We start from the raw sequence: 14,002 nt of genomic DNA, 5'->3' as shown, positions 1-14,002 counted from the left end.
AAAGTCATCTTATACCTAAAGACACAAACTTGTTCGGAAGTGATTAGAGTGTATCACGGTAGCATAGAGAATACAACATATTTTTCCGCAATATCCACGTTAACCAGATGTAAGCACAGCGTTCATAAGTTCTTCCCATCTGCCTTCAAACTTCTCACCGAATTCGGCTTCCCCACCCGTTGCGAGCGGACCCCGAAGCATCGGTTTCGCTGCGTTATTCTTTTCCCAGAGTTCCTTACCACCGAAATCGTTGTGGAGGAAATGAAGCGCAACCCCAGCGCGTTCCTTATCAGAGCGGTTTGACTTCGTACAATGCGCCACACCATAACAGAAAAAGAGAACACCACCCGCTTTCAATTCAATCGGCACCGCACGTTCTTCAGGCGGATCACACCGAATGTGATGGTCGCTCAACGGGTCACGATAGTGTTCATACATCTCCCGATGGCTGCCCGGAATGACGTGCATACACCCATTCTCAACGTTCGCATCGTGAATAGCAATCCACATCGCCGTGCCACGTAATGGGTCCGCAATTTTGAAATAGGCATTATCTTGATGCCAACTCGTGCCAATACCGACTTTAGGCGGTTTCCAGAACGCCTGATCCAGTTCCAACATAAATTCATCGCCAATCAACTGCTGAACAGCAGAAATGACCTTCGGATGAAACGGTAACGCTTTGTGCAAATCGCTACGGTTGTTGAGCGGGATGACCTGAAGATTCTGCCTTTCGCCTTCATTGTCCCGTTGAGTCCCATCCGTTTGCACCGCACAGTTGATACCTGTCCCATTTTTGAGTTCCGTATCGTAAATCCGTTCCAATTCCAGACGGAGGACTTTCGCTTCAATCGGGTCGAAAAATCCTTCAATGGTAAGATACCCATCACTTCGGAACCGCGCCAACTGCTTCTCACTCAATTGCATGACTGAATCACCTTCCTTATTTTTCTTTTTTTGCGACTTTTGCGAATCCAGCGCGGTTTAAAACCACCCCTACACTTCTATTGCCTCTCGGCACACGGCACAATAATCGAATCCACCATACCGTGTAAAATTTTCTTATCCGCAGGACAGACCGCCGCTTGCATACCCCCGAGCGTCACCGTATCCCCCGTCACGAAATAGTACGGACGGAGCAGTGGACGACACGCCATCTCCTGAACCTCTTCGCGATCAAAGTCGTAATACTGCATCCGCACGCGCTCCGCTGTATGGAACTTCTGCAGGACGTATGGACTTCTCTCAAAATTCTCAAGACTGTTCTCAATAACGGCTACCCATTCTTCCGTCGGGATGTCGTGTCCAATCGCCACGCCACGGCTACCCCACGCCAACTCCGAAAAACCAGACGGTTTGATAACCAATTCCCGTTGTTTCTGCGTCACGGAACCGAGCTGCCGCCAATCCGTCAAAGCGTTCCCATCCACCTCTAAATTAGGAATCACGGCATGCGGGGGCAGCGGACGGGCATCGACAATCCATGTCTCTGGAATCACATCTTGTAAAAAGGGATAACTTCTTTTGCCGAGTTGACGTTTCCAAAACGGTTGAAGTGTAGGATGATGGAAAAGCGCGAGGCACAATTTCTCTTCTAAGTAGGATTTCGGGGGTGGGGTCATAACGACGGTGCGTTTCTTCGCACTATAGAGCATTAACTCGGCTTTCGGGATATTGAGCAGATCAAACAGTTCGTAGAAACGGTATAACACATCAACTGCTACCCGACCCGTTCCACTCTCGACCAGCAACCCATCTTCGGTAAAAATTACTTCATGGGGCTTGACAGTAAAAGCTTGTAGCCCGACTTCACAAAGTGCCGAAGCCAGCCACACCATCTCTGCCCAATAATCTTCGGATTCATCTGAAACAACGATTGCGAGTGCTGGATCCTCTTTCTTCGCCAAAGCGCGGATCATCTCCGCATATCCAGTCACCATGCCGTCGCTACCGCCAATGATAGCATAGCCGAGTTGCGCATATAACCGCGCCAGACAGCCTGTCCCACCGATGAAACCCGGTATCGAATCAAGTTCTGTAATCACCATCCGATCACCCGTCGGGAGAATATCTGGACGCAGTACGCCGGGCAGTTGACTCTTAAAACGGTTCATCCGTCCATATTGGATAACCATCTCCGGTTTCCCGAATTCCAAGTACTCAGCCACCCATGCGGGTTGAATCCCGCGAACGCTCTGTGAATAGAGTAGGTTGCATGCCCGATAAAAATTTAAAAGATGCGAACCGAGCTCTTCAAACCATTTCAAGTCTGTTTCAGAAATCCAAAACGGTTCTGGCGAGATACGCCACGAAGTATTGCAATCGGGATGGACCTCCCGCTTTTCGCTTTCAAATAACTTTGCCTTCGGAATTTCGTCATTAATAAATAGACATTTCTGTTTGGCATCCAAGTGTTCTGTCCTTTTTTATAAGTTGTCGGCTGACTACTGACCGCTGAAAATGGCTTCGGCTTTCGGAGCGAACGCCCTGACGGCTGACTGCTACGGCAAAAAGACCTGCTTAACAAAGTCAATCTGCTTTTGTGCAGCGATTGTTTGCAAAACGTGCCGAGGTACAGGACTGTCCACATTAATAAGGGTCACAGCACGCTCCCACAAGCGGGAACGTCCGACCGTCATATCCGCAATATTGATCCCGTGCTCTCCTAAGATTGTCCCCATCAGACCTATCATACCGGGTTGGTCGCGGTTATAGATGAGGAGAATATACCCTGTCGGTCTTACATTTATATGAAGTCGATCAATGCGAACGATACGGATATCTTTTCTGCCGAAAGCAGTACCTTCAATCACTGACTCACCTTTGTCCGTTGTAACCGTAATCGCCAGCGAGTTCGCAAAATCCGCCTCCGTCTCGCTCTTCGTTTCTGTAACAGAGATGCCGCGTTGCTTCACCAGAAAAGGCGCGTTTACGTAGTTAACGTCCCTAAGCACGGGTGCCAAAAGTCCTTTCTGCAAAGCAACTGTCACCGGTGTTACATCCTCCTGCTGGAAAAGACTACCGCTATAGTGGATTTTAATCGCTGATATTCGTCCCTCAACAATCTGCGTGTGAAAACTTCCAATTTTCTCGGCAAGTTCCAAATAAGGGCCGAAAATATCAAGCGTTCGTGGATCAATCTTGGGCTGATTCACAGGATTGGCAACGGGCAGTCCGCGAAGTGCGTTCATCACCTGCTGTGCGACTTCAACAGCAACATGCTCTTGTGCCTCAGACGTTGATGCACCGAGGTGTGGAACAGCAAGGAAATTCTCTAAGTCCAATAGGGGTGTATCGGTTGCGGGTTCGTCCTCAAAGACATCCAGCGCAGCACCAGCAAGTTCGCCTATCTTCAGCGCATCGTAAAGCGCAGCTTCATCGATAATGCCCCCGCGCGCGCAGTTAATCAGGCGGCAGCTCGGTTTCATCAGCGCAAACTCTGACGCGCCGATACTATGATAGGTTTCGGCGTTCAGGTGTGTATGAACAGAAATGTAATCCGACTCTCTAAATAGCGTTTCCCGATCCACAAGCCGAATGCCCATTCTTTCCGCTGCGCTCGCTGAAATATACGGATCGTAGGAGATGACGTGCATCTCAAAGGCTTGTGCCCGGTACGCGACTTCCCGTCCAATCCTACCGAGCCCCACAGTGCCAAAAACCTTCCCGTACAACTCAACGCCAATGAAATCGTTCCGGTGCCAACTCCTGTTTTTCAGCGAAATTCCTGCGGGCACTATATTCCGCGCCAACGCCAACAGCATCGCAATCGTATGCTCCGCCGCCGCAATTGTATTTCCTGTTGGCGTGTTAACGACCAAAACACCGTTCCGTGTCGCCGCTTGTACATCAATATTATCCACACCAACACCCGCACGCCCGATGACTTTCAACCGCGTCGCGGCATCAATAATATCCTTTGTTACTTTCGTCGCACTTCTGATAAGTAGGGCATCGTAGTCAGCAATCCGGTCCAGTAATTCTTCCTGCGAGAGATTCAGGCTAACATCCACCTCAAAATCACCACTCGCTTTTAAAACATCCAAACCTTGCTGTGACAGCAGATCACTGACCAGCACCTTGTTCATAAGCCAGGTCCCTCCACCATTCGCGTCGCAAACTACCTCTAAATTATAGCACGCCTCGCCTCCCCTGTCAATAGCATTTTTTAGAGCAGTCAAATTGTTATCGCGCCCGTCCACTGCTGAAATCAACTGCTAATCGCTAATAGCCAATCGCCAATAACCAATTTTACAGGGCTATTTAGTTTTAAGAGTTAAGTTTACTTATGTAAAGCCTTCACGCTTCCGGAAGCCCGAATTTATTCGGGACAGCACACTTTTCCCCAACAAGTTGGGCATCCGGATGTAAATTATTGGAAAACTGAATGGCCCTGCCAATTTTACATGACACATTTTTTTTAATATGGTAATATATACGCTAATACATTTCGTGCATCCTCAGAATGCACAAATATTACGTCAAACACGGAGGCATAAATATGTTAGGCCTTGGTCCATGGGAATTACTAATTGTGTTGGCTGTTGTGTTACTCATATTCGGCGGGAAACGCCTACCTGAACTGGCGCGCGGACTCGGTAAAAGTGTCACAAATTTCAAGGAAGGTCTCAACGAAGAACAGTCAGAGGAAACCGAAACCACAACACAAGCACAACAGAAAAATGGAATACCCCCAAAAGAGAAAACCGGATAGAAACGCATTGATTCTACTATCGCTATTCCTACTTTAAATTTTGTAGGTGCGGTTTGGAACCGCACCGGATAGAATATTACCTTTAACTGGTAACCAACAACCAATAACTAACAACTAAAAATGAACGACAAATTACCCGATTTTCTTCAGAATGTCATTGAAGAATACCCCGAAGTCTGGAAAGCCTATCAAGCATTAGGTGAAGCGTGTGGTACCGCCGGTCCTCTTGACCCAAAGACAGCGAGGCTCGTCAAACTCGCATTGGCTATCGGTGCCAAATCTGAGGGTGCTGTACATTCGCACACCCGCCGCGCCCTTCGAGAAGGTATCACGAGAGAAGAAATACAACAGGTCGCACTCCTCGCAATAACTTCCATTGGCTGGTCCTCGAGCATGGCTGCCCTGTCTTGGATTCAAGATGTACTGGACAAACAGTCGTAGTTCGCTCAGGAAAATCGGTATGGAAACAGGTCATAAATACCACCAATGTCTCCGTGCAGTTCTGATACTGACCACTCTTTTGTGGTTCATACCCGCCGTCTGCAGAACCGAAACGACAGCAACGGTTCAACAAGGCGTGGAATACGCCAAATTGCGGCTCTATCCACAAGCAGTGGATACCTTTAAATCCATTCTATCGCAACAACCCACAAACGCACACGTACGCTTTCAACTGGCGAACGTCTATAAACTGCAAGACGAATTGGAATTAGCAATTCAGACGTTCAATAAGATTCTCAAAATTGCAAATCCAAGAGATCCCTCCACAAAGGACAGGCTTCACGGATTAACGCATCTCGCGCTTTCTGAAATCTATTGCAAACAGAGCAAGCTGGACATCGCGGAACAGCACGCCAAAGAAGCCGTTCAGAGATGTCCGACCGAGGCAGACACACATTACCGACTCGGTTATATCTACACCCACCAAGCGAAGTTCGACGAGGCACACGCAGCCTTCAAACACACCCTCGCACGCAACCCCGATTTCGCCGAAGTCTACGAATGGCTCGGTTTGATTGCCCTCATGCAGCACAAACCGCAGCAAGCCGTCGAACACTACCAGAAAGCAATCCAGAAAAAGCCATACATTCAGAGTAACTACTATAATCTCGCTAAAGCATACCGGCTCCTCGGCAATACAACGAAAGCAATGGAACAACTCAAATTGTTCGAGCAGATGAAAACCTACTACGACCGGACCTATGCAATCGAAGGTGCCTTGGCGGAAGACCCTACGAACACCACCCTCCGACTGAAATTAGCAGAGATACACCTTACACACAAGCACATCACTGCAGCAATCACGACATATCAGGCACTGATTCGGTTGAATCCAAAGTCTGCCGTCGGATACGACAAACTGGCGCGACTCTACATGAATCTCCATAAGCCTGAGCAGGCGATTCCGCTCTTTGAAAAAGTCCTTGAACGCAATCCTCATGCTGTAGAAGCACACGTCCGACTCGGTTGGCTCTATACCCAACTAACGTCGTTTGACAAAGCAGAAGCACATCTACAAGCAGCAATAGAAAAAATGCCACAACTTACGTTGGCGTATCACGGATTAGCCGAAATTTACACAAAACAAGGGCAGTTTCAGAAAGCGATAGACCTCTACCGGCATATCACACAGATTGACCCAAATGATAGCGACGCCTGGGAGGCATTGCAGAACTTGGAACGTTCAAAGTAAGACACGCAAACACCGCGCTGAACCTACCCTTATGCAAAAAAACGACCCTAATAACATCAGACACGCCTATCGCTTTTTCGCATCAATAATTACAACGATATTCATAAGTTTCCAATATTGCGCGCCCGTGTCAGCGGAACAAATCTTCGTTGATGTCACCGATTCTGCAAGACTGACGTTTGTGCATACCGACGGCAGGAGCGGTTTGCGGCTTTTCAACGAGTTCCTCGGATCTGGTGGCGGATTCTTTGATTATGACAATGATGGCGATCTCGACATCTATCTCGTCAACGGCGCAATTCAAACAGATAGTCGATCAAACCAAGCACAACCCAATACGCTTTATCGAAACAACGGCGACGGCATCTTTACCGATGTCACTGCGGAAACAGGCGTGGGCAGCACTGCCTATGGTGTCGGGGCCACCGTCGGCGATTACGATAACGATGGAGACCTTGACCTCTACGTCACCAACTTCGGTGAAGACCAACTCTACCAAAACAACGGAGACGGCACATTCTCAGACCTAACAACTCACGCAGGTGTCGGCAATCCGAACTGGGGCACCAGCTGCGCTTTCGCCGATGTTGATAACGACGGCGATCTCGATCTCTATATAGCCAACTATGCCCTATACACACCAGAGAACGACATCCGATGTGAGGAACGAGGCGTTCATGTCTATTGTGGACCCCATGCGTATCCAGCAGCTCACGATACTTTCTATAAAAACAATGGAGACGGCACATTCACGGATGCATCGAATCTATACCAACCACCAAACTTACATCCACAGCACGGGTTAGGTGTAACATTCGGGGATTACGACACCGACGGCGATATAGACCTCTACGTCGCAAACGATCAAAATCCAAACTTCCTATTCCAAAACAACGGGAACGGCAACTTTTTAGAACTTGCATTAATTTCGGGGGTGTGCTATAATGATATGGGGAAAGAGGAAGCCGGAATGGGAACGGATTTCGGTGACTACGACAACGACGGCAGACCCGATCTGACTGTCAGCAACTATCAGACGGAAACTAACACTGTCTACCGTAACCACGACGGCACCTTTTTCACCGACAATACGATCACCTCAGGCATCGCAGAAGTAACACACGGCTACTTGGGATGGGGCATCAGATTCTTTGACTACGATAACGACGGACACCAAGACATCTTCGTCGCCAATGGACACCTGATGGATAACATTACTGCCCTTGAAAAGCACGTCAGTTATCCTCAGAAAAATCTGCTGTTCAGAAATATAGGCGACGGCACGTTCGTGAACGTTACGTCAGAGACGGACGGGTTGGCTCTCAAAAAAGTGAGTCGCGGTGCTGCTATCGGTGATTATGATAACGACGGAGACCTCGATATTCTCGTTACCAACTGCAATCAACGTCCAGACCTGCTCCAAAACATCGTCGGCAACCAGAACAATTGGATACAAATCCAAGCCGTCGGACAAAAAAGCAACCGCTCTGGAATTGGGACAAGAATTAAGGTCGTAACCGGAACACACGTCCAATATCGGGAGGTGCAGAGTGGCGGGAGTTACCTCTCTTTCCACGACCTGCGCGCCCATTTTGGCGTTGGCAAAGCGGAACAGATTGAACGCCTCGAAATTCGCTGGACCAGTGGACACATCGACACAGAGACCCATTTGCCTGTCAACCAACGGTTCATCGCAGTCGAAGGGCAAAAGATCGTTCCTATAGATTAGTGCTTTATCCATTTTGAATTTTAAGGATTGTTCATCGTAGGGGTGAGGTTTCCTCACCCGATGGCAAAACAGATACCCCTAATTTGAATCTGGGCAGGACACTAATTACACTAAAAAGTAAAATGCTCCTCTTGGCAGGCGGGTTTATATTTCGCCTTGCTTTGAAAGAGACTTTTATGTATGGAGGTAACATGAGAAACCTATCTATTATCCTAACTCTCATCGTGTTCGCGGCAGCTGCTGCCTACGGACTAAATGAGCCAGAGGAATCGCTTATCCTCTACTTCTCATTCGATGAAGTCGACGGGGACACCACTATCGATCATTCACTGTATGGAAACGATGGCGAAATGATGGGCGACCCGAAGCTTGCTGACGGAAAATTCGGCAAAGCATTGCAATTCAACGGTGAGAGCGACTGGGTTGAAGTCCCACACGATGAAATTCTTACCGTTGATGAGAGCGTAACTGTTATGGCGTGGATTAACACAGAACGCCATCAAGGGCCCGCTGCACAGCGGTGGCAAGGCATCGTTGCGAAGAGCAACGGCCCCCGCTCCTATAGTTTCTACACCGAATTTCCAAGCGAATGTCTCCACCTGAGTGTCGGGGGCGCAGGAAGCGTTTGCGACGGAAAAGTCGAACTTGATGAGTGGCAACACGTCGTCGCACAAGTCGACGACGGCACACACCGGTATTGGATAAACGGTGAAAATGTGGGAGACTTCCCAGGAAAACCACCCCCGCCCGGCAAAGCGGATACCGCCAACGTCCTCGTTGGGAAAACGCACGAAGGTAACCGCGAATTCCTCGGACTCATCGACGAAGTCCGTATCTGGAACCGCGCCTTGAGTGAAGAAGAAGTTCAGGAACAGATGGACATGGGCTTCTTCGAGATTTTCGCCGTCGACCCAAGCCAGAAACTTACGACGACTTGGGGACATCTGAAAACATCAGAACGATAAAACCTGCCGCGCGCTTTGGAATCGGGACTCCGCTTCTAAGCGCGCCTTCCGCTATCAAAACACGGAGAAAAAATGAAAATATTCCTCTCTATATTAGCAACCCTCGCACTAACAGCATCTTTCGTCTATGCTGCAGATCCGTCTGATGACTCGCTTATCCTCTACTTCTCTTTTGATGAACTTGATGGCGACACGGTTACCGATCATTCGCAGTACGGAAACAACGGCACTATCGCTGGGACCCCTGAGTTAGTTGCCGGACAGTTCGGTAACGCACTCAAACTGAATGGTGAGAGCGACTGGGTTACAGTACCACATGCTGATATTCTTACTGTTGATGAGAGCGTCACTGTCATGGCGTGGATTAATGCAGAACGTCATCAAGGGCCCAACGCCCAACGCTGGCAAGGTATCCTCGCAAAAGGTAACGGGCCACGCTCTTACAGTTTTTACACTGAATTTCCGAGCGAATGCCTCCACCTCAGTGCCGGTGGTAGCGGTAGTGTTTGTACGGGCACAGTAGCACTCAATGAATGGCAGCATGTTGTCGCCCACGTAGATAACGGCACACACCGGTATTGGTTAAACGGTGAAAATGTTGGCGAATTCGACGGTCAAAATCCGCTACCAGGAGCCGCTGACACCGCTGATGTACTCGTTGGAAAAACACACGAAGGCAACCGCGAATTCCTCGGACTCATTGACGAAGTCCGTATCTGGAACCGTGCGCTCAACGAAGACGAGATTCGCGCCGAGATGGATACATCACTGACACCGGTCAATCCACTTGGAAAATTAGCCACAACGTGGGCAACCGTAAAATCTCAAAGGTAATCAATTTGCTCTCGGCGTATTAAACCGACTTCCGACGGTGAGTAGGTAGTAGCGACTAACTGCTATCTACTCACCGCCAATTGCTAATTGCTGACAGCCATTAAAAAAGGAGAATCCATAACCCTATGAACGGAAAATTTATCGCGTCCGCAGACGTAGAACGGGACGAACTCGACTGGGGGACAATCGGGTGGCTGAGCCGTCCAGAAAGCACAAACGCCAAAGACATCGTCGCCATGGAGGTTAGCCTCTCCCCGGGATATGGACACGACTTCCATAAACATCCCGAACAAGAAGAGGTCATTTACGTTATAGAAGGCAGCGTCGAACAGTGGCTCGAAGACAAGAAACAGGTCCTAAACGTAGGCGACTCTGTATTTATTCCTGCTGATATGGTTCATGCTTCTTTTAACGTCTCCGATCAACCCGCAAAGTTGTTTGTCACGTTGAGCCCATCCAAAGGTGCAGAAGGGTACCAACTTATCGATGTGTACGATCAGGCACCGTGGAACACACTCCGATCATAACCGTTTAAAAATGCTTGGAACGCCAATATCTGAAACATCAGTGTCAATCCGTCAACGGATGCGCGAATTCTACGAGACATCGGAAACCTATAAGAGACTTTTAGACGCTCACGATGAAGACTACCTCCGACACTACGTAGAATTGGTCACCCGTCATGCACCCCCTCAGTCCAAGATACTCGACCTGGGATGTGGAAACGGTATCTCGGCGCGGTTACTCAATCAGGGAGGCTTCGATGTCGTCGGCACAGATATTTCCCCGCTCTTCCTTGAAGAAGCCCGAGAATCGGAAAATCCACGGCTCCAATACCACGTCTGTGATGTGATGGAACTCCCCTTTGAAAGTGAGTCATTCGATGTTATCTGTTCCAACGAACTGATTGAACACCTGCCCGATGTCGAAATAGCACTCACCGAAATGATACGGGTCGTTCGCAAGGGTGGAAGGATTGTGCTCTCTGGACCGAACCTCTGTTCCCCCTTAATCCCACTCTTTGATTGGTTATCTTTGATGGCGGGCAAATCAGGTAGACCTGTCTGGGGTGAAACAAAGCAACAAGCACTGAAACAGTTTATACGAAACTGCAGGCTTCACATAAGGAAACGATTTTTTACGAAATCACCGAACTTTATCTACCGTGAACCCGATTTGCAGGCAGATGCCATCGGCGGCGACGCTGACAGCGCGTATTACGCCAGCCCTATTGATCTCGCCCAATTTTTCCGACGCAATGGATTCACTGTCGTCAAAAAGGCTGTCGGGTTCGGTACAAAAGGCAGAATCATCGCGGGTGCTTTCCCGTACCTGAGTCCTTATATCACTATGGTCGTCCAAAAATGAACATTCGCGCCGACGATTTTGTCTTAGAGATAGGAAGCGGTCATAACCCAAAAGCACGTTCCGACGTTTTGTGCGACAAATTCATAGAAGACGATGAACAGCGAGGCGGTAAAATCATCGCCGACCGACCGATTGTAGAAGCCGATGGGCAGTTTCTGCCCTTCGCAGACAACGCATTCGACTATGTTATCTGCTCACATATCTTGGAACACGTCGAAGATCCGAGACAACTTATTAGCGAATTGACGCGTGTAGCGAACCGCGGCTATATCGAAACGCCGTCTGAAATCGGCGAGCGGATTTACGGATGGCACTACCATAACTGGATAGTCAACCTAATTGACAACCGTTTGATACTACAAAAGAACAGCATGAGTCCTCAATTTGGACAACTTTTTCATACACTGGCGGCGAAAGATAAATACTGGAAGCGGTTTCACATTACGCATCACAACCTCTTCCTCGTCCAATACGAATGGGAAGGCGAAATAGATTACGAAATACGACAAGGACAAAAGTCTCCGCTCAATCTGGAATGTCCAGAAACCCTTGAGAAGTTCGTCGCGGCAGGTAAAGAAACCTCGGCACACAGTCAGTGGTTACCGCTGCTCAAAAGCGCAGTGCCACGGAGCATCGTTTCCCGTGCCAAATCGCTCTTAAGAAAAGGAAACCGAACCCGTCAAAAAAAAACATTACAAGAAATTCTCGTCTGTCCGCAGTGTAAAGGCGAAATCATACAAGAAGAACAAAGTTTCTACTGCAAAACATGCGAGCGATGCTACCCAATTATTGACGGAATTCCTCGGTTGTGTTTATAGATGCCAGGCGTTACCCTTGCTATCTTCAAAGCTTTCTAAAGGAAATGAAAAAATAGAATGGAAACCAATACAAACAACATAGAAGATCGAAATATCGTGATTATTGGCGGCGGCACCGCCGGTTTTGCCGCTGGTATCTATACCTCCCGCGCCATGCTTGAACCCGTTCTTATCACAGGCGACGCACTCGGCGGGCAACTCTCTTTGACGCTTGACTTGGAAAACTATCCCGGGTTCTTCGGCAACGAAGCCGGTCTATTCATACAAGGCATGCAAGAACAGGCAGAACGGTTCGGCACCGAAGTCAAATTCGACACCGTAACAGCCGTTGATTTCTCTCAACACCCGTTCGCCGTTACAACCTACGAGAAAGAGTACCGCGCCAAATCCGTAATCATAGCCACGGGTGCTTCTCCGCGCACCCTCAATGTTCCCGGTGAAGAGGCATACGGCGGACGCGGTGTATCCTACTGTGCTACGTGTGACGGGTTTTTCTTCCAAGACCAACGACTCATCGTTGTCGGTGGCGGAGACGCAGCGTTAGAGGAAGGCATCTTTCTTACCAAATACGCATCCGAAGTATACATCGTCCACCGTCGCGATCAACTCCGAGCAAGTCAGATTATGCAGGAACGTGCCTTCAAAAACGACAAAATCAAGTTCATCTGGGACACGATCGTGAAAGAAATAAACGGCGATACGGAAAAAGTGACGGGTGCAACCCTCAAAAACGTCAAAACCGGCGAGACGCAACGATTCCCGATTGACGGTGTGTTCATTTTCATAGGACATATCCCGAACACAGAACTCTTCACAGATGTCATAACTATGGACGAACAAGGATACATCGTTGTAGACGATATGCAGCGTACAAACATAAACGGTATCTATGCCGCTGGTGATGTGCATGACCATGTATTCCGCCAAGCGATTACCGCTGCCGGTGCGGGTGCTGCAGCCGCTATCGCCGCTGAAAAGTTCATCGCTGAATTAGAGAACCGCGCCTATCCGGGGAATTGATCCCGGATTAGGTGAACCGTAAAGAAGGTTGATATTCACCAACAGACTAAAGTACAATTGTTGATATGGCTTACATCAGAGAGCAGCCCGATCCAGACTTTGCGTCCTTGCCGCACGGTAGATACGATATTGTGACCAAAAATGCTTTGCAGAAATTTCCTGAAGACATTTTGAGGACAATCTTGGGACGCATTGATTTTCAGGTTGTAGAATTTGTGGAAAGCGAATTCACAAATGTTGAAATTCGCCGGACAGACAGTCTTATAAAAGTACGACTTGACGATGAACTCGTTTTGGCGCATATTGAATTTCAGGTAGGCGATAGTACAGCTGTCGAAATGGCGCGCCGCAACGTAGGCTATCTCGGCAGATGCTACGAACGATACGGCTTACCAATCCTTTCTCACGTTATCTATCTCCGCCCGAATGCCGGGCGGAATGATCCAGGCGGTTACAGGCAAGACGTGCTGAACTATCGGTTCATCGTTGAGTACAAAGTGATTCGTCTGATTGAACTTGAGGGTCAATCTGTTTTTGACGCAGAAAATGCTGGACTCATGCCGTTTGCGCCGTTGATGCAGCCTCCAACTGGTATGGAAGGGCTCCAATGGGCAATTCAGTGTAACGAAAGAACAAAGACACTCTCACTCGCTGCAGATATTCGGAGCAATCTCCTCGTATCACAATGGGTCATGAGTGGGTTAATTCATCCGCATCAAGCAATTAGTAGTTTTTTATCGGAGGCAGTCATGCGAGAATCTTCAATCTATGAACACCTTTTACAAACAACTGGAGAAGAACGTTACCAACAAGGTATACAACAAGGTATACAACAAGGTATACAACAAGGTATACAACAAG

Annotated in this window: 14 protein-coding genes; 11 read left to right on the top strand and 3 right to left on the bottom strand. The window is 48.5% G+C overall.

Annotated elements, in window-relative coordinates; all coding sequences use genetic code 11:
• Positions 1–99: 99 nt before the first annotated feature.
• The 3 genes from OXN25_02800 to serA all read right to left on the bottom strand — a co-directional run bounded on the left by OXN25_02800 (position 100) and on the right by serA (position 4,088).
• Complete coding sequence (locus tag OXN25_02800; protein ID MDE0423780.1) at positions 100–927, bottom strand: phytanoyl-CoA dioxygenase family protein; 828 nt, start codon at positions 925–927, stop codon at positions 100–102.
• Positions 928–1,004: 77 nt separating this feature from the next.
• On the bottom strand, positions 1,005–2,411 hold the full coding sequence (locus OXN25_02795) for a hypothetical protein (protein ID MDE0423779.1): 1,407 nt from the start codon (positions 2,409–2,411) through the stop codon (positions 1,005–1,007).
• 90 nt (positions 2,412–2,501) lie between these two features.
• Complete coding sequence (gene serA / locus OXN25_02790) at positions 2,502–4,088, bottom strand: phosphoglycerate dehydrogenase (GenBank protein MDE0423778.1); 1,587 nt, start codon at positions 4,086–4,088, stop codon at positions 2,502–2,504.
• 413 nt (positions 4,089–4,501) lie between these two features.
• Here serA and tatA point away from each other — a divergent pair, with 413 nt between their 5' ends.
• The 11 genes from tatA to OXN25_02735 all read left to right on the top strand — a co-directional run.
• A complete protein-coding gene (gene tatA, locus OXN25_02785; protein MDE0423777.1) occupies positions 4,502–4,714 on the top strand; it encodes a twin-arginine translocase TatA/TatE family subunit in 213 nt (70 codons plus the stop codon).
• 120 nt (positions 4,715–4,834) lie between these two features.
• Entirely contained in the window at positions 4,835–5,155 is a 321-nt protein-coding gene (locus OXN25_02780) for a carboxymuconolactone decarboxylase family protein (GenBank protein ID MDE0423776.1), read from the top strand.
• Between the two features lie 19 nt (positions 5,156–5,174).
• Complete coding sequence (locus OXN25_02775) at positions 5,175–6,407, top strand: tetratricopeptide repeat protein (protein MDE0423775.1); 1,233 nt, start codon at positions 5,175–5,177, stop codon at positions 6,405–6,407.
• A gap of 31 nt (positions 6,408–6,438) precedes the next feature.
• Positions 6,439–8,136: a CRTAC1 family protein gene (locus OXN25_02770; protein ID MDE0423774.1), complete on the top strand. Its 1,698-nt coding sequence runs from the start codon at positions 6,439–6,441 to the stop codon at positions 8,134–8,136.
• Between the two features lie 191 nt (positions 8,137–8,327).
• Positions 8,328–9,101 (top strand): LamG domain-containing protein, encoded by a 774-nt coding sequence (locus OXN25_02765; GenBank protein MDE0423773.1) that lies wholly within the window; start codon positions 8,328–8,330, stop codon positions 9,099–9,101.
• 72 nt (positions 9,102–9,173) lie between these two features.
• Positions 9,174–9,935 (top strand): LamG domain-containing protein, encoded by a 762-nt coding sequence (locus tag OXN25_02760; protein ID MDE0423772.1) that lies wholly within the window; start codon positions 9,174–9,176, stop codon positions 9,933–9,935.
• A 125-nt stretch (positions 9,936–10,060) separates the two neighbouring features.
• Entirely contained in the window at positions 10,061–10,462 is a 402-nt protein-coding gene (locus OXN25_02755; GenBank protein MDE0423771.1) for a cupin domain-containing protein, read from the top strand.
• Positions 10,463–10,502: 40 nt separating this feature from the next.
• Positions 10,503–11,303, top strand: coding sequence for a class I SAM-dependent methyltransferase (locus OXN25_02750; protein MDE0423770.1), 801 nt, complete (start codon positions 10,503–10,505; stop codon positions 11,301–11,303).
• Complete coding sequence (locus OXN25_02745) at positions 11,300–12,121, top strand: methyltransferase domain-containing protein (protein ID MDE0423769.1); 822 nt, start codon at positions 11,300–11,302, stop codon at positions 12,119–12,121. The genes OXN25_02750 and OXN25_02745 overlap by 4 nt, the downstream gene beginning before the upstream one ends.
• A gap of 57 nt (positions 12,122–12,178) precedes the next feature.
• Positions 12,179–13,141 (top strand): thioredoxin-disulfide reductase, encoded by a 963-nt coding sequence (trxB, locus tag OXN25_02740; protein ID MDE0423768.1) that lies wholly within the window; start codon positions 12,179–12,181, stop codon positions 13,139–13,141.
• A gap of 65 nt (positions 13,142–13,206) precedes the next feature.
• Positions 13,207–14,002: hypothetical protein (locus tag OXN25_02735; protein ID MDE0423767.1), on the top strand; the 796-nt coding region annotated here is incomplete at its 3' end.

The organism is Candidatus Poribacteria bacterium (assembly GCA_028820845.1).
Lineage (GTDB): Bacteria > Poribacteria > WGA-4E > WGA-4E > WGA-3G > WGA-3G.
Note: the sequence above shows the minus strand (reverse complement) of the source record. Positions and strands in the feature narration are given on the sequence as shown.